Origin of the sequence: Croceibacterium ferulae (genome assembly GCF_003660445.1) — a bacterium.
In the GTDB taxonomy this organism is placed as follows: Bacteria; Pseudomonadota; Alphaproteobacteria; order Sphingomonadales; family Sphingomonadaceae; genus Croceibacterium; species Croceibacterium ferulae.
In genome coordinates, this window is the sequence record NZ_QZVQ01000007.1 from 98,779 (window position 1) to 118,825 (window position 20,047).

18 protein-coding genes are annotated in these 20,047 nt (G+C 66.4%); 6 read left to right on the forward strand and 12 right to left on the reverse strand.

Annotation, left to right across the window (positions count from 1 at the left end):
- Window positions 1-35: 35 nt before the first annotated feature.
- Entirely contained in the window at window positions 36-1,055 is a 1,020-nt protein-coding gene (locus D5S08_RS09355) for an alpha/beta fold hydrolase (protein WP_121117837.1), read from the forward strand.
- A gap of 81 nt (window positions 1,056-1,136) precedes the next feature.
- Here D5S08_RS09355 and D5S08_RS09360 read toward each other — a convergent pair whose 3' ends face one another.
- Window positions 1,137-2,444, reverse strand: a complete 1,308-nt coding sequence (locus D5S08_RS09360; RefSeq protein WP_121117839.1) for an Hsp70 family protein — start codon at window positions 2,442-2,444, stop codon at window positions 1,137-1,139.
- A 194-nt stretch (window positions 2,445-2,638) separates the two neighbouring features.
- Window positions 2,639-3,220, reverse strand: coding sequence for an alpha-ketoglutarate-dependent dioxygenase AlkB (locus D5S08_RS09365; RefSeq protein WP_121117841.1), 582 nt, complete (start codon window positions 3,218-3,220; stop codon window positions 2,639-2,641).
- A gap of 113 nt (window positions 3,221-3,333) precedes the next feature.
- Between D5S08_RS09365 and D5S08_RS09370 the strand changes: the two genes are divergently transcribed.
- The 3 genes from D5S08_RS09370 to D5S08_RS09380 are packed head-to-tail and all read left to right on the forward strand — an operon-like array spanning window position 3,334 to window position 6,638.
- Window positions 3,334-5,181 (forward strand): ABC-F family ATP-binding cassette domain-containing protein, encoded by a 1,848-nt coding sequence (locus tag D5S08_RS09370; RefSeq protein ID WP_121117843.1) that lies wholly within the window; start codon window positions 3,334-3,336, stop codon window positions 5,179-5,181.
- 42 nt (window positions 5,182-5,223) lie between these two features.
- The gene (locus D5S08_RS09375) at window positions 5,224-5,490 is read left to right on the forward strand and encodes a hypothetical protein (protein WP_121117845.1); all 267 of its coding nucleotides are present in this window, start codon (window positions 5,224-5,226) and stop codon (window positions 5,488-5,490) included.
- 5 nt (window positions 5,491-5,495) lie between these two features.
- Window positions 5,496-6,638 carry a cupin domain-containing protein gene (locus D5S08_RS09380; RefSeq protein WP_121118143.1) on the forward strand — a complete coding sequence of 381 codons (1,143 nt, stop codon included), beginning with the start codon at window positions 5,496-5,498 and terminating at the stop codon, window positions 6,636-6,638.
- Between the two features lie 2 nt (window positions 6,639-6,640).
- Here D5S08_RS09380 and D5S08_RS09385 read toward each other — a convergent pair whose 3' ends face one another.
- The 3 genes from D5S08_RS09385 to D5S08_RS09395 form a co-directional block, all read right to left on the reverse strand.
- Window positions 6,641-7,201 carry a pseudouridine synthase gene (locus D5S08_RS09385; protein WP_121117847.1) on the reverse strand — a complete coding sequence of 187 codons (561 nt, stop codon included), beginning with the start codon at window positions 7,199-7,201 and terminating at the stop codon, window positions 6,641-6,643.
- Between the two features lie 60 nt (window positions 7,202-7,261).
- Window positions 7,262-8,677, reverse strand: coding sequence for an alkaline phosphatase (gene phoA / locus D5S08_RS09390; protein ID WP_121117849.1), 1,416 nt, complete (start codon window positions 8,675-8,677; stop codon window positions 7,262-7,264).
- 118 nt (window positions 8,678-8,795) lie between these two features.
- Window positions 8,796-11,579 carry a TonB-dependent receptor gene (locus tag D5S08_RS09395; RefSeq protein WP_121117851.1) on the reverse strand — a complete coding sequence of 928 codons (2,784 nt, stop codon included), beginning with the start codon at window positions 11,577-11,579 and terminating at the stop codon, window positions 8,796-8,798.
- A gap of 230 nt (window positions 11,580-11,809) precedes the next feature.
- On the opposite strand from D5S08_RS09395, the gene D5S08_RS09400 reads away from it, so the two are divergent.
- The gene (locus D5S08_RS09400) at window positions 11,810-12,151 is read left to right on the forward strand and encodes a hypothetical protein (RefSeq protein WP_121117853.1); all 342 of its coding nucleotides are present in this window, start codon (window positions 11,810-11,812) and stop codon (window positions 12,149-12,151) included.
- Window positions 12,151-12,618 (forward strand): GreA/GreB family elongation factor, encoded by a 468-nt coding sequence (locus D5S08_RS09405; RefSeq protein WP_121117855.1) that lies wholly within the window; start codon window positions 12,151-12,153, stop codon window positions 12,616-12,618. The genes D5S08_RS09400 and D5S08_RS09405 overlap by 1 nt, the downstream gene beginning before the upstream one ends.
- Window positions 12,619-12,646: 28 nt before the next feature.
- On the opposite strand, the gene D5S08_RS09410 is transcribed toward D5S08_RS09405, so the two are convergent.
- The 7 genes from D5S08_RS09410 to D5S08_RS09440 form a co-directional block, all read right to left on the reverse strand.
- Window positions 12,647-13,516, reverse strand: a complete 870-nt coding sequence (locus D5S08_RS09410; protein WP_121117857.1) for an NAD(P)H-hydrate dehydratase — start codon at window positions 13,514-13,516, stop codon at window positions 12,647-12,649.
- Complete coding sequence (locus D5S08_RS09415) at window positions 13,513-14,274, reverse strand: histidine phosphatase family protein (protein WP_121117860.1); 762 nt, start codon at window positions 14,272-14,274, stop codon at window positions 13,513-13,515. Before D5S08_RS09415 ends, D5S08_RS09410 begins: the two co-directional genes overlap by 4 nt.
- A 103-nt stretch (window positions 14,275-14,377) precedes the next feature.
- On the reverse strand, window positions 14,378-15,682 hold the full coding sequence (pncB, locus tag D5S08_RS09420; protein WP_121117862.1) for a nicotinate phosphoribosyltransferase: 1,305 nt from the start codon (window positions 15,680-15,682) through the stop codon (window positions 14,378-14,380).
- Window positions 15,683-15,731: 49 nt separating this feature from the next.
- On the reverse strand, window positions 15,732-16,598 hold the full coding sequence (locus D5S08_RS09425; RefSeq protein WP_241557331.1) for an alpha/beta hydrolase: 867 nt from the start codon (window positions 16,596-16,598) through the stop codon (window positions 15,732-15,734).
- Window positions 16,586-17,878 carry a UDP-N-acetylglucosamine 1-carboxyvinyltransferase gene (locus tag D5S08_RS09430; RefSeq protein WP_121117864.1) on the reverse strand — a complete coding sequence of 431 codons (1,293 nt, stop codon included), beginning with the start codon at window positions 17,876-17,878 and terminating at the stop codon, window positions 16,586-16,588. The genes D5S08_RS09425 and D5S08_RS09430 overlap by 13 nt, the downstream gene beginning before the upstream one ends.
- Before the next feature lie 31 nt (window positions 17,879-17,909).
- Window positions 17,910-18,518: a GTP cyclohydrolase I FolE gene (folE, locus tag D5S08_RS09435; protein WP_121117866.1), complete on the reverse strand. Its 609-nt coding sequence runs from the start codon at window positions 18,516-18,518 to the stop codon at window positions 17,910-17,912.
- Window positions 18,515-20,032, reverse strand: coding sequence for a phospholipase D-like domain-containing protein (locus tag D5S08_RS09440; RefSeq protein WP_241557332.1), 1,518 nt, complete (start codon window positions 20,030-20,032; stop codon window positions 18,515-18,517). The genes folE and D5S08_RS09440 overlap by 4 nt, the downstream gene beginning before the upstream one ends.
- Between the last annotated feature and the right edge of the window lie 15 nt (window positions 20,033-20,047).

The window sequence follows — 20,047 nt, forward strand, 5'->3', positions numbered from 1 at the left end:
AAGCAACTTGTGCGCTGCACAATGGTTCTAGGGACATGACACAGAAAACCAGCCTCCGATCGCACCTGCCGCACGGCATCAACTTCCCAACACGAGGCGGTCGCAGGGGGTCGGGGCCGAGCTGGATCGCGGGAGCTGCTGGCCTCGGCGCCCTGGCTGCCAGCGCCCTGTTCAATCGGGCGAGCAAGCGGCGCGCGGAGGCTGCCACACCGCCGGCCGGTTCGTTCATCGAGGTGGATGGCGTGCGCCTGCATTATGTGGACCGGGGCAGCGGCACGCCGGTCGTGCTGCTGCACGGCAATGGCGTGACCTTCCAGGACTACGAGGCAAGCGGCGTTCTCGATCTGGCGGCGGAGCAGCATCGGGTGATCGCATTCGACCGGCCCGGCTTCGGATACAGCGAGCGCCCACGCACGACGGTTTGGACGCCCGCCGCCCAGGCCAGCCTGATCGCCAAGGCATTGAATGAACTCGGCGTCGGTCCGGCCGTGGTCGTGGGTCACAGCTGGGGTACGCTGGTCGCATTGGCCATGGCGCTTGATGAGCCTGCGGCAGTTTCAGGTCTGGTCCTGCTGTCGGGATATTATTACGGCACGGCGCGGCCCGATGTCTGGCCGTTCTCCGTGCCGGCAATACCGCTGCTCGGCGACCTGCTGGCCAACACTCTTTCGCCGCTGGCCGGTCGGCTGATCGGTCCGGCAGCGATCAAGGCGAGCTTCTCGCCCGCACCAATACCTGAGAAGTTTGCCGCCTTCCCGCTGGCACTGACGCTGCGCCCCTCACAGGTCAGGGCAACTGCGGCTGACACTGCGATGATGGTGCCGGCCGCGATCGAGCTCAGCGGTCGCTACGATCGGCTGGCGGTTCCCGTGATCGTCATGGCAGGCACGGGAGACCTCATCACCCATGTGAACAAGCATGCCGAGCGCCTCGCGGATGAAATCGCAGATGCGGAGCTGCGCACGATTGCCGAGCAGGGGCACCTGTTCCACTACGCCTTCCCGGAGCGGGTCGTCTCCGCGATCGGCGATGTCGCGCGGCGCGCAGCCGCGTAGGCCATTCGATGCGCAGCGATGCAGGCAGGCCGCGCATCGACTGCGCAGGTGGAAGACGGCGCGACGAGGCGGAGGAGGCTTCTACTCGCCGGCCCGCCAGGCTGAAGGATCATCCTCCTGTGCGATCAGGGCGAGGCCATGCGCGATCGAGGTCAGCTCTCCGCCGGACATGATCTGCTCCGGCCGGAAGCGGTCGGTGAAGACACGGCGGACGGCGGGGACCAGCGATGTGCCGCCGGTCAGGAAGACCCGCTCGATTTCACCTTGCGTCACGCCGGCATCGGCCAGTGCATCGTCCACCGCTTGCGCCATGCGGGCGATGTCCGGCTCTATCCAGCCTTCGAACTCGGCTCTGCTTACCGGCGCTTCGATCTCCACGCCGGCGCCGGAGAAGCGGAATGTCGCGTGATCCTCCGCCGTCAGCGTCCGCTTCAGCTGCGTCACCGCATCGTAGAGCGGGAAGCCCAGCTCATTCTCGATCATCGCGATCATGCGGCCGATGGCGTCGGGATCGACCGCACTGCGCCGCAGGCGCGCAAGCTCGTCCAGCGTCCGGCGGTTGCGCATCAGCGCCAGCCTGGACCAGTCGGAGAAGTCCGCGAAATAGCCGGGCGGGATCTCCAGAATCTTGTCGAAGGAGCGATAGGACGTGCCCTTGCCCAGCTTCGGCAGCACCAGGTGATCGACGATCCGCTGATCGAACCGGTCGCCCGCCAGTCCCACGCCGGCATGGCCCAGCGGAACACAGCGCTGCGCCGCCCCGGGCTCCTCGACCCGCACCACGGAAAAGTCGCTGGTGCCGCCCCCGAAATCGGCCACCAGCAACGTCGCCGGCTGGCTCAGGCGAGAGGCATAGCTGAAGGCGGCGGCCAGCGGCTCGTAGACGTAATGCGTTTCCCGCGCGAAGCCGTCGAACATCGCGTCATAGCGTTGCCGCGCGAGCGCCGGGTCCGGTCGCCCGCCGGCATAATGGACCGGGCGCCCCACCACGATCCGGTCGAGCCTGTCCAGCGTGCCGCCGGCATGGGACGCCAGCTTGTCGAGGAAGATGCGGCCGAGATCCTCGAACTTGAAGGGACGGCCGAACACGGATGCGCGCTCGAACGAGCGGCTGGCGGCGACGGACTTGAACGATTGCAGGAAACGGCTGTCGCCAGGGAATTCGAGATATTCGTGGATCGCGGCCGGCCCGACCTCCACGTCCAGCCCACCGCGCACATCGGCATCCCGCCAGAAGCACAGCGCCGACCGGAACACCTCCGCCGGCCCGTCCGGTCCTTCCAGCATGACCATCTGCGGCGCCCCGCCCCCAGCGCCCGCCAGCGCGGCGACACTGTTGGTGGTGCCGAAGTCCAGCCCGGCCGAACGGCTCTGGAGAGACTGGGTCATGGGATGATGTCGAAGCCGGGTCGCGTCATGCCGGCCGCCTAGTGCGGCGTGTGCCCCGGGGACAAGCCCGAAGTGGCGGCGAGGCTCATGGCGGCTGGCCTGGACTGCCGGATTTGGCCTTTGTCCGGCACGCTGTCATCCGGCGCGCATTGTACGGCACGATGCGAGCGGCGAGCGCGATCGTGACTGCGTGGCTAAGGCTCCCGCGGCAGGCTCCACCGCGCGGAAGGCGTGCGGAACGTGACCGACCAGCGGGGCTGGTCCTGCTCGACGATGCTGTGCTCCCACCCATGCCGCGCTTCGCCGGAGAGGTGGTAGGCGCCCCGCGGCTCCAGCGGCACCGTGCGCCGATCGAACCCGCCGTCAGGCCGGCGCCGCCGGAATCGCATCTCCGCCGCTGCGCCGAGCGACAGGCCGAGCACATGTTCGTAGATCGGCCGGTCGCGGTGCCAGCCGATCCCGGCGCCTGGATCGTAGCGGATCAGCAGCGCCTGTATCAGGGTGCCGGCATCCAGCCCGGCAAACTCCGCCATGCGTGACCGGATCGGCAGCAGCCACTCCGGAATCGGTTCTGCACGGGCGACCTGCTGCGTATCGAAGTCGTAGTTCCACCCGAATGAAAATGTCAGACGCTTGCCCTCCCACCCCTGAAACCGGAAGGGCGTGAGATCCGTGCCGTCGATCGCCGCAATCAGGCGCGCTTCCTCGGCTTCGGCCACGAGGTCCGGAACCGTCGCCAGGCCGGGCAGGACAGGTGTGCCGAAGAGGTCCATCATGGGGCCAAGATCGGGATCGATGACGCCGTTTCCAGGCGGGCGGCAGCGTTGGCGGCGACAAAAAGCGGCCCTTCGCCGTTGGCAGCAGCGCCAGCCCTGATAGGGGGCCGCACATGATCACGATCAACGACATCACCGTGCGGCTTGGCGGCAACACGATCCTGGATGGCGCCAGCGCCTCCATCCCGCCGGGCGCACGGGCCGGCATCGTCGGGCGGAACGGCGCCGGCAAGTCCACCCTGATGAAGGTCCTCATCGGCGAGCTGGAGCCTGACGCGGGCGCCATCAGCGTGCCGCGCCGCGCAAGGCTGGGCTACATCGCGCAATCCGCGCCTGACGGTTCGGCGACGCCGTTCGACACGGTCCTCGCCGCCGATGTGGAGCGGACCCAGCTGCTGGAGGAAGCCGAGACCTGCGAGGACTCCGACCGGCTCGGCGACCTGTATGACCGGCTGCTGGCGATCGACGCCTACACCGCCCCGGCACGTGCCGGCCGCATCCTGCAGGGGTTGGGCTTTGACGAGGAGATGCAGGCGCAGCCGCTCAGCAGCTTTTCCGGCGGGTGGAAGATGCGGGCCGCGCTGGCCGCGTTGCTGTTCTCCGCGCCGGACATCCTGCTGCTGGACGAACCTTCCAACCACCTTGACCTCGAAGCAACCCTGTGGCTGGAAAACTTCCTGAAGTCGTACCCCGCCACGCTGATCATCATCAGCCACGAACGCGACCTGCTGAACAATGTCGTCGACACGATCCTGCATCTGCAGGGCGGCAAGATCGCGCTGTACGCCGGTGGCTATGACGATTTCGAGCGGCAGCGGGCCGAACGGGCCGCGCATCTGGCCGCTGCCGCGGCCTCCCAGGACGCGCAACGCGCCAGGCTGCAGGATTATGTGGCGCGCAACAGCGCCCGCGCCTCGACCGCCAAGCAGGCGCAGTCCCGTGCCAAGATGCTCGCCAAGATGCAGCCGATCGCGGCGCTGGCGGACGACCCTAGCCTCAGCTTCGACTTCCCCAATCCGGACGAACTTCGGCCGCCACTGATCACGCTGGACCTCGCCGCCGTCGGCTATGGCGAGACCCCGGTGCTGCGCCGCCTGAACCTGCGGATCGACCCGGACGAGCGGGTCGCGCTGCTTGGGCGCAACGGTAATGGCAAGACCACCCTCGCCCGCCTGCTCGCCGCGCAGCTGCCGCCGCTGGAAGGCGCGATGAACGCGTCGGGCAAGATGCAGGTCGGCTATTTCACGCAGTATCAGGTGGAGGAGCTGGCCTCCGGCGACACCCCGCTGGAACACATGACCCGCGCGATGACCGGCAAGACCGCCGGAGCGGTGCGGGCACAATTGGGCCGCTTCGGCTTTTCCGGCCACCGCGCGACGCAGCAGGTCGCTAAGCTTTCCGGCGGGGAGCGGGCGCGACTGGCGTTGGCGCTGATCACTCGGGACGCACCGCATCTGCTGATCCTGGACGAACCGACCAACCACCTCGACGTCGATGCGCGCGAGGCACTGGTGCAGGCGTTGAACGCCTATGAGGGCGCGGTCATCCTGATCAGCCATGATCGACACATGGTCGAGCTGACGGCCGACCGGCTGGTGCTGGTGGATGATGGTACGGCCAAGGATTATACCGGCAACATGTCGGATTATATCGACTTCGTGCTCGGCCGGAACCAGCCCAAGGCCGAAGTCCCCGAGAAGCCGGCCAAGAAGAGCCGCGCGGATCAGACCCGCTCCCGCGAGCAGGCGCGCGAAGCGAAGCAGCAGGTGGCGGAGCTGGAGAAGCGTATCGCACGCCTGCAAAGCCAGATCGACAAGATCGACGAACGGCTGCTTGGTGGCAGCACCGGTTTCGGCGCAGGCGAACTGACGAAGGAACGCGCCGCACTGGTGAGCGAGCTGACCGATGTCGAGGGACGCTGGCTGGAGGCAAGCGAGCGGCTGGACGAGAAGGCCGCCTGACCGCAGCCTTGCGCCGCCGCCCCAACAGTCTAGCAGGTGGCGATGGACCTGGATGACCTGTTGCAACGCTACTTCGGCTCGGCCGATCTCGGCTCTGTTCCCCCCGGGGCGCTGGCTGCCGGGATCGAGAAGATCCAGGTCGATTTCGGGCTGGAGCGGGACCGGGCCAAGCGGTTCGGGCTGTGGTGCCTGCTCTACCTGCTGGATGCTTCGCCCGATCTGGACGTCGCCTTCACCGAAGCGGACGATCGCGACGCCGCACGCAACTTCATGGACCTGGTCGCAGCCGGTGGACAGGGACAGGAGTGATGCAGATGGACCCTGCCCGCTTTGACCGCGATGCCTTCCTGCGCGATCACTGGCAGCAGCAGCCGCAGCTGATCAGGAACCCTTGGGTCGGCTGGACCAACCCGCTGGAGCCGGACGAGCTGGCCGGGCTGGCGTGCGAAAGCGAGGTCGAGTCCCGTCTGGTCACCGGCTCAGCCGGTAGCTGGCAAATGGAACAGGGCCCGTTGCAGGAAAGTCGGTTCGCCGGGCTGGACGCGGCGCCATGGACCCTTCTGGTGCAAGCGGTCGATCAGCATGTGCCAGAGGTGACCGCGCTGCTCGACGCGTTCCGTTTCATACCTAACTGGCGGGTGGATGACGTGATGGTCAGCTACGCCACGAAGGGCGGAGGGGTCGGTCCGCATTTCGACCAGTATGACGTGTTCCTGATCCAGGGTGCGGGCCGCCGCCGGTGGCAGCTTGGCAAACGGTGCGACGACAGCTCCCCGCTGCTGCCGCATGGCGATCTGCGGCTGCTGGCCGAGTTCGACGTGCAACAGGAATGGGTGCTGGAACCGGGCGACATTCTCTACATCCCGCCCGGCATCGCGCATGACGGTGTCGCGCTGGACAATGATTGCATGACCTATTCGATCGGCTTCCGCGCACCATCGCGCGCCGAACTGGTGGAGGGATGGACGGAACACCTGCTGGACGCCCTGACCGAGGATGATCGCTACGCCGATCCGGCATTGCCGCAGCAGGACAATCCTGGCGAGATCACGCCCGCCGCGCTGGCCCGGCTGCACGCCATGGCGACCGAAGGCTTGCTGGACATGGACGGCTTCGCCCGCTGGTTCGGGCAGCACAGCACCCGGCCCAAATATCCGGAGATCGACTGGCGACCGGACCAGCCGATCGGCCAGGACGATCTGGCGGAAATGCTGGCTTCCGGCGATCTGGTGCGCAACCCGGCGGCGCGCTTCTCCTTCGTGCGACAGGGCAATGCCGCCCTGCTGCTGTTCGTGAACGGCCGGTCCATTCCCTGCGACGGGCCTGCCGCCGCCCTGGCGGAACGGATCTGTGCCCGCGACCGCCTGGAGGTGGAGCCTGCATCGATCGCCGATCCGCCATCCGCCGAGCTGTTGCTGAGCCTGATCAACGAAGGCGCCATCGCCTTCGACGGATAGGATCAGAGACGGCCGCCCGGAACCTCGACCTCGCGCCACTCGCCCGGCGCGATCCCCGCCAACGTCCAGTCGCCCACGGACCAGCGCACCAGCCGCAAAGTCGGATGGCCGATCGCCGCCGTCATGCGCCGAACCTGCCGGTTGCGCCCTTCGCGAATGGTGATGGCCAGCCAGCTGTCGGGAATGGATTTGCGGACGCGGATCGGCGGATCGCGCGGCCACAGGGCAGGTTCGGCCATGCGGTGCACCTCGGCCGGACGGGTCGGCCCGTCCTTCAGCCGCACGCCGGCCGCAAGCTGCAGCAGGGCGGAATCCTGCGGCTCGCCTTCGACCTGCACCCAGTAGGTCTTGCCGAGCTTGAACCGCGGATCGGCGATCCGTGCCTGCAAGTGCCCATCATCACACAGCAGCAGCAGCCCCTCGCTATCACGGTCCAGCCGCCCCGCCGGGTAGACTCCGGGAACGTCGATGAAGTCCGACAGGGTTGCGCGGGCGGCCGCGCTGCCGTCTGTGAATTGCGACAGCACGCCAAACGGCTTGTTGAACAGGATCAGACGGGCCACGGCGCTCCCCTAAAGCGCTGCAGCCCCGGCTGTCGAGCGCAACGACCCGTCCGCCCGACTCTAGCGCGTCGTCGCCGGCAGCCCCAGTGCGTCGCGCATGATGTAGAACAGGTCGGTCTGGTCGATCAGGCCGCTGACATTGGCCGCCTGTGGGCCGTAGGCGGCAATGCGCAACTGCGTGCCGGTATGGGCCTGGGAGCCATCCTCCGCTGTGGCGTAATTCACCGTCATGACCGCATCATCATGCGTGATCAGCGACCGGGTCAGGCCGGGGGAGCGGGTATCATTGCCGACGATCTGGCTGGTATGCGCATGATCGGCGGTAACGATCACCAGCGTGTCGCCCTGCTCTCGCGCGAAGTTCAGTGCGACCTGCACCGCTTCGTCCAGGTCGACGGTCTCGCCGATCTGGCCGCACGGGTTCGCGGCGTGATCCTGCTTGTCGATGGAGGCACCCTCCACCTGCAGGAAGAAACCGGCGGGGTTGGCGCGCAGCAGCGCGATCGCCTTGGCGGTCATTCCGGCCAGGGTCGGGATGTCGGCGGTACGCTGCGCATTGGCCGCGCAACGCAGCGGGGCTTCGTCCAGATTGGCATGGTGCGCCGCCTTCGGACCGGTCCAGCGCACCGGCATGTGGCTGGGGGCGAACAGGCCGATCAGCGGACGGTCGGCATCGGCCCCATCTACCGCTTCCAGTTCAGCAGCGTTGCGCACCACATGGTAGCCCCGATCTGCAGCCTGCACGAACAGGGTCTTGCCCTGCCACTCACCAGCTTTTGCCACCTCCTCGAAAGTGCGGGCACCGCCGCCCAGCACCAGATCGGGCCGCAGTTCCAGCATCTGTTCGACGATGGAGCCTGCGCCTCCATTCTCCAGCGCATTGCCTGGGCACGTCTCGCTGGTCGCTACCGGGCCGTAGCAGCGCCGGCTGGTGACATGCGCCAGCAGCGCAGCGGGCGTGGCATCCTCGATCTCCGCAGTGGAGACGTTGCCGGTGGCCAGGCCCGCCGCCTTGGCCAGCTCCAGGATGGTGGGATGAGCAGCCTCGTGGATGTCGACCCCGATCGCGCCGTTATAGCTCTTGACCCCGATGGCCCACGCGGTCGCGCTCGCGGCCGAGTCCGTCACATAGTCGGGCTTGCCGTCATCCTTGTTGAGCGAATAGTGCGTGTAATGTCCGGTGATCGGCAGCGCGTCGATACCGGGGAAATAGCCTCCCGCACCCATCGCGTAATTGCGCGCCAGGGTGATCTCGGAATCCCCCATGCCGTCACCAATCAGCAGGATGACGTTGCGGGGCCGCGCCCCGTCGATCAGCTGGCGGAACTGGTCCGTCCGGTCGCCGCCAATGCGGCGCGCGCCGCCCGGTTCGGCCAGATCGCCGCCCGCGGCGCGCGACAGGTCTGGTTCCGCTTCCTGCGCCAGAACAGGGGTGGCGAGCAGGACGGTGGCGAGCAGCAGTGGGCGAAGCAGCATGGCGGGCCTTTCAGCAGGCAAAGGTGTCGTCCCGTTCGGAACAGATCGTTGGCGATAGCAAGAAGAGCGGCAGCGGCGGGCCTGACGTTGCGGCCAGGCCCGATCCGAGCCGCCACGGTCAGAACTGGGCGCGCACTCCCAGGCTGTACCGTGCACCGGAGAATTCATACATCGTGGGGAAGGACGGATCCATCGTATAGCCGGTTGTCGCCTCCTCCGTCACGTTGATGCCCTGCAGTTCCACCCGGAAGTTCGGAGTCACCTGATAACTGGCGGCGATGTCCACCTGGCCGTAAGCGTCACGATAGACCGGGTAATTGTTGTTCTGGATGTATTCCACATACTCGCTCTTGCGGTTGTAGGACGCGCGCGCCGCGAACGGACCCTTGTCCCAGTACAGCGTCACATTGTACGTGTTGTCGGCCAGGCCGATTGGCGAAGTGTCGATGCCGAGGTCGGATTCATCAGTCAGCGAACTGTCGAGCACCGTGTAGTTGGCGTTGAGGCCGAACCCGTCCAGCGCGGGCACGAACATGCTGAACGGCAGCACCGCGGCGAGCTCGATGCCCTTCACTGTGAACGAACCGTCGGCGTTGACCGGCTGGTACACCTCGAAGTCGTAGACGCCGTCGATCGTGCCGTTCGCATTGTACTTGGTCACGTTCGGCACGGTGCCGGTCAGCTGGTTCGTGATGACGCCCTTGATCTTCTTCCAGAAGTAGGACGCGGACAGCAGCCCGCCGCCCGGGAGGTAATATTCCAGTCCGGCCTCCCACTGGTCTGCAAAGGTCGGCTCGAGCGCCGGGTTCCCATCCGAGAAGCGGAACGAATTCCAGCTCGCCGTCCGCTTGTAGGCGAGATCGGTCAGCGCCGGACGGATCAGCGTCTGCGAGGCGGCCGCGCGCAGCAGCAGGTCGGGCAGCAGCTCCGCATGGGCATTCACCGACGGCAGGAACTTGTCGTAGCTGCCATCGCTGGAGATCGGCTCGGGCGTATAGCCGGTGGTGCCATCCGGGTTCTGCACCTGATGGAAGCCCTCGGAGTCGACGCTGGTGCTGACGTAGCGCACGCCGCCATTGACGAAGACCGGCACACTGCCGAAGTCCCACGCCAGATCGGCCATCGCCCAGGCAGCCCAGCTGTCTTCCTGCACCTTGTAGTATTGCGCATCGTCGAACGGCGTCTCGAACCCGTCCGGGCGGAAAAAGTCGCGGGCATAGCTGTTGGACACCTGCGCCCAGTCCAGGTCGCGCGCCTGATAGGACTTGCCGCCAGTGATGGCGGTGACATTTTCCAGCGGGCTGTCGGCCAGTGTGCGGGTGTTCACATAGGCGGTGCTGCCGCGGGTCGGCCCCTGCAGCTTCTCTTCCCCATAATGGCGTTCGTTGGTCTTGCTGGTGTAGCGCACGCCCAGATTGATGCGGTCCAGCACGCCGTCAAAGAAGCGGGAGACATCCGCCTGCGCGGCGTACTTGTCGTCCTGGATCCGCTCCCGCGTGGTCTCGTATGCCTCGAACAGGTAGCTGCCGGGTGCATTGTACATGTCGATCGTGTTCGGATCGTCGCTGGGAATCGTCTCGCCACCATTGGCGGTGTAGCGGGTGCGCGACGGGGCGTAGGCGACATGCTTCAGGTTGGAGAAGTCGATCGACTTTTCCGCCCCGGAATAGCCGCCAAGCACGTTGATGGCCCAGCGTCCCGGCGTCCAGTTCAGCTCGCCCCCGAACTGCTTGTAGTCGGTACGGTTCAGATATTCCTTGCTGAGAAATTCGTGCTGCGTGCGGGTATAGGACACGTCGCGGAGCACCACGATGCCGTCCTTGGCCAGCGTCGTGTCGTCGTAATCGTGGATGACCCCCAGCGTGGAGGTGCTGGACGCCGAGTAGCCCGCAGCGTCATATTCATCCACATCGGTGTCGTAGGACCCGACAAAGCCGTCGAAGCTGAGGCTGAAGTCATTGCCCGGCTTGTACTGGACAGAGCCCGACAGGCCGTAGCGTTCCTGATCGTCGAAGAAGACGCGGTCGCCCACCTTGTCGAGGAACACGACGCGGTTCACCTCGTCGTGATCTTTAACATCGTCGAACACGATCCCCGCGTCCCGTTCCAGCACCGCAAGCGCCTGCGTAGTCTGGGCATTGCCGCGATCGGTCCAGCGGGAGATCGGGCGGAAATTGATGCCGGAATTGCTGTCCGTGCGGTTCGTGCGCTGCTGGCTGGCGAAGGAGACCAGCACGCCGAAATCGCCAACGGTGTCGCTCGCCAGCACGCTGAACAGCGGATCGACCTTTTCCGAAATGGTATTGTAGGCCCCTTCAAGCGAGCCCACCACCCGCAGACCCGGATTGTCGAACGGGCGCGCGGTGCTGATCGCGACGGAGCCGGCAATGCCGCCCTCCTCGTCAGAGGCGACGGGCGACTTGTGCACGGTGACCGTCTGGATCAGTTCGGATGCAAAGATGTCGAACTCGACATCGCGACCCCCGCTGCCCGATGCGGTCGCCAGCTTGTTGATGGATACGAAGGTGTATTCGGATGGCAGCCCGCGCACATTGACGCGCGTGCCCAGGCCGCGGTCCCGCTCAATGGTAACACCCGGCAGGCGCTGCAGGGCTTCGGAGAGGTTCTGTTCCGGGAAGTCCGAAATGTCAGTGGCGACGATGCTATCAGAAAAGCCGATCGTATTCCGCTTGATGTCGATCGCTTCCAGCAAGCTGCCCTGATAGCCGGTGACGATGATCGCGTTGTCGTCGGTACCGGCGCTTTCACCTTCCGCTTGCACCTGGTTCGCGTCGGCGGCCGAAACATCCTGCTGCGCCGATGCCGGCAGCGTAGTGGCGACGAGCAGAGCGCTGCCCGCCAGCAGGCGCGCCATCGCGCCGCGGCTGTTCGAAGATGTCATGACTTGCGTGTCCCTGCCCTGTTACCGGGCCGCACCATGGCTGGGCGGCCGCTTGACCCCGTGTGGCCACGCCCGCTGGGACAGAATTGTTACCTGCAGATTACGAAAGTTGTGCAGTGCAGCACGGTATCGCCGTTCAGAAGATCAGGCGGCGATGGATTGGCAGCGTGGCAATGCCGCGCGCGCAACCTATACAGGCTGCGGAAACACCTCCGTTCAAGGCAAGCACTTTGGCCCGCAAGCACCCCAAGCATGGTTCCTACGAAGACCTTCCTACGGCAGAAGACGACACCCCGGCGCCCGCGGTACCCTGCTGGCTGTGCGGGCGGCCCACCGGCGAAACGATCGTATGGCACCATCCCGTTCCCAAGAGCCGGGGCGGGCGCGATGTCGTGCCGATGCATCCAATCTGCCAGCAGACGCTGACCGTGAACTTCACCAATTCCGAACTGCAGCGCCATGGTCTGGATGTGGAAGGGCTGCTGGCCAATCCCGCGGTGCGCAAGTTCGTCGACTGGGTAGCGAACAAGGATCCGGATTTCACCGCCACCATCTCCAAGAAGAAGCGCTGATGAGCGTGGCATTCCGTCGCGAGAGCGACGAGGAGCATCTGGAGCCGAAGTTCGAATTGCCGATCCCCGCCGGCCCGAACCTGGTCACCGCGCGCGGTCTCGCCCTGATCGTGGAGCGGATCGCGGCTCTGGAGACCGCCATTGCGCAGGCGGCAGAACCGGCAGCGGTCACCGCCTTGCAGCGCGACCTGCGCTACTGGCAGACCCGGCAGGTCACGGCAGTGCTGGCGCCCGTTCCGTCGGGCGAGAAGGTCGAGTTCGGGACGGTGGTTCGCTTTGCCCTGAACGACAAGCCACGCACGCTGCGGATCGTTGGCGATGACGAGGCCGACCCGGCCGCGGGCCTGATCTCGTTCAACGCCCCGTTAAGCCGCGCGATGCTGGGGGCGCAGGTGGGGGATTGGCTGCCCTTCGGTCAGGCTGAAGATGCACTGGAGATCCTGGGCGTGGAGGTCGCCGGCCCTTAAGCCACCTGGGGCTGCGGACCTCGATCCATTACCGGGGCAGCAGGCCTGGTACCTCGAGCAGAAGCTCGCGCGCGAGGAAGCCCACCGGTGCGATCTTTGCGGCGCAGGCATGCCCAGCCTCGCCATGCAGCCACACGCCCCAGGCCGTGGCCAACAGGGGGTCGGCCCCGCGCGCCAGCAACCCGCCGATCATACCCGCCAGCACATCGCCGGAACCCGCAGTCGCCAGGCCGGAGCAGTCGCTGCGGTAATGCATCAATGTGCCATCGGGCGTCGCGATCACCGTGTCCGGTCCCTTCAGCGCCACCACGGCGCCGAACCGCGCCGCTACCTCGATCGCGATCGGGGTGCCGTCCGCAACGACCTCCTCCTCGCTCCGGCCGGACAGCGCCGCCATTTCGCCAGCGTGCGGCGTCAGCACCAGCCGCCCGGTATAGCCGTTCAGCTGATCGCAGAGCGTCCTGGCGCAGGCTACGCCCGCTGCATCGAGCACGAGGGCGGTTCCGGGCGCAGGCGACCGGCCGAGTGTTTCGATCAGCCGTGCCGCCGCGTCCTTGTCCGCCATGCCGGAACCCAGCACAACAGCGTTATGCACGGCCGCCTGCTGCACCAGCAGGTCCGATGGCCCCGGTGTCAGCTCCCCGTCCTGCTCCGGCAGGCCGATGATGCCCGCTTCCGGGAAGGCCATGCCCAGCAGCGCCACATGCGACTGCAGCGTGGCGATCCGCACGCGCCCGGCACCCACCCGCAGCGCCGCTTCGCCGGTTAGGCGGATGGCCCCGGGCAGGCGTTGCGCACCACCGATCACCAGCACACGGCCGCGGCTCTTCTTGGTGCTGTCGTCCTGAACCGGCGGGAGCGGATTGGCCGCCCGCCAGGCGGCGTCGATCTCGATCATGCCGGGGGCAACCGGCGGCGTGGTTCGGCCGTGGGCAGCCCTTCCTCTCCGGCGAGCGCGGGGATAACGTTGAAGCAGGTCAGCGCCATGCGGCCATCCGGTCCCCCGGCGGGATCGAAGCGGTATTCGGTGATCGCGCAATTGCCGATATTGCCCGCCCGATCGATGGCGAGGATCGCCTCTTCATCCATGCCTTCGAGGATGTAGCGCAGGCAGAGCACGACCACCTGATGCGCGAAGATCATCACCGGGCGCCCGGCATGGTGCAGCCCGACCGTGTCCATGAAGGAGCGCAGCCGAAGGATCACGTCGCACCAGCTCTCCCCCCCGGGCGGCCGGTGGTAGAACTTGCCCAGGCTGCGGCGAAGCTCCGCCTGTTGTGGTTCGTGCCGTGCGATGCCCACGGTGGTCAGCCCGTCGAGGGTGCCGAACTCCTTCTCGCGAAGCCGCTCGTCGATACAGATCGCTTCATCCGGGTCGAAGCCGCCCGCCTCCCGGAACAGCCGCGCCGTGTCGAGTGCGCGCAGATAGGGGGACGTGAACAGCACCTCCGGGCGTTCGCCGGCCGGACGGCCCGCGAACTGGCGACCGAGGGCGGCGGCCTGGTCGCGACCGTTGGCCGAAAGCGGCACGTCCATGTCACGCAGGGTAAGCTCGATCCGCTCGGCGCCCCCGGCATAGGCCGCGGCACGTGCGACATTCCCGGCGCTTTCGCCATGCCGGATGATCCACAGGCGGGAGGGCCACGATCTGGTCATGAGGCATTCCGCCGGCAGCGGGCGATTATCGAGCGTCCGGTCATCGCTGTTGAACGATAAAGGCCGGCCATGGTTGCCGTCGACTGCGATCAGCTGGCGGAAATCACACGATCGGGATCTGTTGCCTGTGTCCTGCCCGCCCGAATATCCGCAGGTAACGCTCGATCTCGTCAGGAGCGCCGGTGGCCTTCAGGGGATTGTCGGACAGCTTCACCGCCGGGCGTCCGTTGGCGCAGGTCACCTTGGCCACCAGCGAGATCGGTTCAAGATCGAGGCTTCCCGCAGGATCGCAGTCGCGAAAGTCGTTCGTGAGATTGGTACCCCAGCCGAAGCTCATCCGCACCCGGCCTTGGAAATGGCGGTAGGTCGCCTCGATACTGTCCACATCCATTCCATCGGAAAAGATCAGCAGCTTGGTGGCAGGATCACGGCCGTGCATCTTCCACCAGTCGATGATCTGCTCCCCGCCCTGGATCGGCGGCATGGAATCGGGACGGAAACCGGTCCAGTCGGCGAGCCAGTCCGGCGCATCGCGGAGAAAGGCGGCGGTGCCGAACGCGTCGGGAAGCGCGATCAGCAGGTTGCCGTCATAATGCGCCTTCCACTCCTCCAGCACCCGATAGGGCGCTGCCGCCACGCCTGCATCGTCATCGGCGAGCGCCGCGAAGACCATCGGCAGCTCGTGCGCGTTGGTACCGATCGCCTCCAGGTCGTTGTCCATCGCCAGCAACACGTTGGAACTGCCGATGAAGCGGGTGTCCAGCCCTTCCCGCAACGCCTCGACGCACCAGCGTTGCCACAGGAAGCTGTGACGGCGGCGGGTTCCGAAATCGGAGATGACGAGGTCGGGCAAATGGCGGAGCCGCTCGACCTTGTGCCACAGCTTGGCCTTGGCACGGGCATAGAGCACGTCCAGCTCGAAGCGCCCCCTGCCCCGCAACGCGGCACGGGAACGCAGCTCGCTGATGATCGCCAGCGCCGGAATTTCCCACATCGTGGTGTGCGTCCACGGACCGTGGAAGGTCAGTTCGAACTGCCCGTCGACCTTGCGCAGGTGGTATTCCGGCAACTGGAAGTCAGCGAGCCAGTCGATGAACTCGGGCGCGAACATGCGTCGCTTGCCGTAAAAGTTGTTGCCGGCCAGCCAGATCAGCTCCTTCTTGGAGAAGCGGACTGTCCGCGCATGGTCGAGCTGCTCGCGCAACTCCGTCTCGTCGATGATCTCCGCCAGCCGGACGGAGGTACTGCGGTTGATCAGCGAAAAGGTCGCCTGCACGTCCGGGTGCACATGGCGGATCAGCTGCAGCATCAGCAGCTTGTAGAAATCCGTATCGAGCAGGCTCCGCACGATCGGGTCGAGCCGCCAGCCATGGTCATAGACGCGGGTGGCAACATCGGTGACAGGCACGGGCAATCCCTCTCGGCCAGGAAGTCAGCGGGGCGGCGGCCCCGGGCGCTTAGTCCAGAAACCCGACCTGCCGCAGCCACGCTTCGCACAGCACGGGCCAGACCGCCACCGGCAGCCCATGCGTGTCGAGCGCGAAGCCGTGCGGTGCATCGGCGAACACATGCAGTTCGGCGCTGGCGCCCTTCCGCTCCCACGCGGCATGCAGCCGCCGGGCATTCTCGACCGGCACCACCGGATCGTTGCCGGCATAGGTGATGAAGCAAGGGGGCGGGTCGTCCCGCAACTGCGCATCAGGCTGCAGCCGGTCATACATCGCCTGCTTTTCCGCCGGCGGCAGCGGCGGCTTGTCGGCGATGATCGTGCGGCCCACCGCGTTGGTGGAGATGGGCGCATAGCCGATCACCAGCAGGTCGGGCCTCGTCCCGATCTCCGGATGGCTACCGGATCGTTCGCTCCATTCTGGCGGGTACTCGGCCGCCAGGCAGGCGGCGAGGTGCCCGCCGGAGGACAGGCCGACGACTCCCAGCCCCTGCTCCGCCCGTCCACCCGCGCGGATCAGCCGCATGGCCTGCCGCGCATCGTCCAGCGGGGCGGCAGGTCCATGCTCCGAGTTCGGAAACCGGTGGATCAGGACATAGGCGTGATAGCCCAGACCGGTCAGCCAGCGGGCGACCTGCACCCCCTCACGCCCGGCCATCAGCGCGGTATAGCCACCGCCGCCCAGCACCAGCATGGCCCGGCCGTTCGGCTGCGTGGGCGCAAATCCCAGCAACACCGGCTCCACCACGGCCTGCACCACAGCCTGTTCCGGCGCTGCGGCATCATCCTGCAGGGTGAAGGCGCCGAACACCGACGCCCCCCGCCAGACGGGCCAGGCCGTATCGGCACCCAGCACCGGGCCCGTCACTTCACCCACTGCACATCCGCGCCCAGGTTCACGAAATTGTCGACAAAGCCCGGATGCGCGCGGCGGATCGGATCTGCGTCCAAGATGGTCGACTCGCCCTCCACACTGCTCGCCACCATCAGCAGCGCGATCGCGACGCGGATGATATAGGGGCTGGTGACGGTGGCGGGCGCCAGCCTGCTGCCGCCGAAGGTGATCAGCCGGTGCGGATCGCACAGCAAGGTGTGCGCCCCGAACAGGCTGAGTTCCGTGTGCCAGGTCAGCCCGCCCTCATAGACCTTGTTCCAGAACATCATCTGCCCTTCGGCCCGCGCGCCCAGCGCGATGAAGATCGGCAGCAGGTCCGCCGGGATATAGGGCCAGGGCGCCGCCTCCACCTTGGTGATCAGGTGGCTGGTGAAGTTGCCTTCCACACGCAGCTGCTGCGGCGCTTCCAGCCGGGACCAGCCATCCTCGTGCCGGACCTCAGCGCCGAACTTGGCGAAGGTGCGGTCGATCAGCATGAAGTGTTCCGGATGGGCGTTGCGCACCGCGATATCGCCGCCGGTCACCGCCGCCAGCGCCAGGAAGGTCGCGACCTCGTGGAAATCCTCCGTGAAGGTGTAGTCGGCACCGGTCAGGTCGCCGATCCGCTCCACGGTCACCATGGAAGTGCCCTTGCCGCTGATCCGCGCGCCGCACAGTTCCAGGAAGGTGCACATCTCCTGCACATGCGGCTCGCACGCGGCATTGACGATCTGCGACGATCCGCTGACCGTCAGCGCGCTGAGAATGAAGTTCTCGGTCGTGGTGACACTGGCATATTCCAGCCACATGCGCGCCGGCTGACCGGAGGCACCGGAACGGAAGATGATCTCCCCGCCAGTCTGGCTGACCTCCGCCCCGAAGGCGCGGAACACGGCGACATGCGGGTCTATCTCGCGCGCGCCCAGGGTGCAGCCCTTCACCTCATGCTCCAGCCGCGTCTCGCCCAGACGATGCAGCAGGCCGGGGATCATCATGATGGAGGCGCGCATCGCCTGCGGCAGGGTGGCCTTGGCATTCGCCGGAATCGCCGAATGGTCGATCTCCAGCACCTTGGCATCCTTGTCCCAGGCAACCGTGCTGCCCAGTTCCTGGAAGAAGGCGACGATCCGGGTCACGTCGGTGATCTCGGGCACATTGCGCAGCGTCACCGGCGCATCGGTCAGCAGCGTCGCGCACAACACCGGCAGCACCGCATTCTTGTTGGCCGAAGGTTCGATCCGCCCCGTCAGCGGCTTCCCGCCACGCACCAGCAGCGCCGTCATTCGCAATCCTCTTTCATAATGGCGGGCATGTTCAATAGCCCATCAGATCAAGCACTTCCTGCCGGCTTTTGGGGTCCGACCTGAAAGTGCCCATAACCTTGCTGGTGATCATGGCAACGCCTGGCGTACGCACACCGCGCGCGGTCATGCAGGCATGGCTCGCCTCGATCACCACCGCCACGCCATGCGGCTGCAGGTGGTCCCAGATGCACTGCGCGACCTCCGCCGTCAGCCGTTCCTGCACCTGCAGGCGGCGGGCATAGGCATGCAGCACCCGCGCCAGCTTCGAAATGCCGACCACCTTGTCCGTCGGCAGATAGGCGATCGCCGCCTTGCCGATGATAGGCGCCATGTGATGTTCGCAATGGCTCTGGAACGGAATGTCCTTCAGCAGGACGATCTCGTCATATCCGCCGACCTCGCGGAACACGCGGGACAGGTGCACGGCCGGATCCTCGCCATAGCCCTGGCAGTATTCCTTCCAGGCCCGGGCGACGCGCGCTGGCGTATCGCGCAGGCCCTCCCGTTCCGGATTGTCGCCGGCCCATCGGATCAGCGTCCGCACGGCGTCCTGCACTTCGTCGGGCACCGCGATCTTGCCCTGGGGTGCCTCGTCGTCTGGTCCCAGCAGGCTGCTCATGCCCGCCTGCGTGCGCGGAGTCTCTTCATGGATCGGGCCAATAGGCTGCCTGCGCGGAAAAGGCCACGTCTGCGCGGCGTGATCGTGAACATCTCCGCCGGCTCCTCCGGATCGAGCGTCTGACGGCTCGCCAGATCGATCTCGATGTCGCTCAGATCCTGCGGCTGGTAGGCGCGCAGCGTATGCACCCGGTCAGGGCCGAGCCCTTCGATCATGTCCGCCATGGAGCCGGCCTCCTCCAGCATGCCGCCGACCTCCTCCGGCACCAGGTCCAGATGCTCTGCCAGCAGGGCGTGCCGGATGCCGCGGATCGCGTCCGAGCATCCTTCGTTGCCCTTCCGCGCGCAGTCGATGAACACGTCGCATTCGCTGTCCAGACCCATGGACCGGTTGTTCCAGTTGGCCGAACCGATGCGGATGATCTGGTCGTCGATGATCGTCAGCTTGGCATGGACGTAGATCGACGTCTCGCCTGCATAGGGCACATACAGGTGGAAGCGGTTCTTGTGGTCCGCTTCCTTCACCGCGCGAAACAGCAGGTCGCGCGCCGGGTCCATCGCCTTGGCCTCCACCCAGCCGTCGGCGGTGGCCGGCATCACCAGCACGATTTCGGGCGGATCATCCTCCGCCATGCGCGCGCAGATCGCCTCCGCGATGCGGCGGCTGGCGAAGTACTGGTTCTCCGCATAGACATAGCGGCGGGCGCGGGCGATCTGTGAAAGGATCAGCTCCTCGATCTCGCTGACGCCTTCATCGTCCTTGTATGCCGCGCGGGTGCGGGCGATGCCGATCTCCACATCGGTGAAATGCGGGTCCAGCGGATCGGGCCAGGCGCTGTCCGGACAGCCTTCCACCGGTTCCAGATCGCCGCCGCCAGCCCGGCGCCAGCGGTCGCGCGCCAGATCCTGCAGCGTGCCGGCGATGGGCCCTTCCATGATCATGGTGATGTCGTGCCACGGACCATGCAGGCTGCCCCAGGGCCGCCGCCGCCGCTTGTCCCGCTCCCGATGCTCGGGCGTGTCCCAGCGGCGATCGGTCATGTCGATGCCGCCGCACACCGCCACCGTGTCGTCCAGAATGGCGATCTTCTGATGGTGCGAGCAGCCGATGGGATGGGCGTTGTCGAATTTGAAGTCGATCCGCCGATGCGGGAACCACCGGGCAAGATCGATCAGCATGGAGCCGCGGAAACCCAGCTTCAGCGCGCCGAAGCCCCATTTCAGGATCTTGAGCTCCAGCTGCGGATTGTGCCGCACCAGCCACAGGAAGAAGCTGCCCAGCCGGCTGGGGTATTGTCGCTTGATCCCCTTCTGGTACCAGCGCCGGCCGCGCAGCAGGTGGATGCGCGTGTCGAAATCCCAGCCGATCAGCAACACCCGCCGCCGGGCCTTCAGCATGGCGCGCTGCATCAGGTCGAAATAGTCGGCGGCGTCCACCACGACCCGCACGCGGCTGGCCTTGGCATAACGCCACACGCCCGGTTCGACCGGCGCATCGTTGAACTGCTCTGCCACCTTAATCCTTGTTAG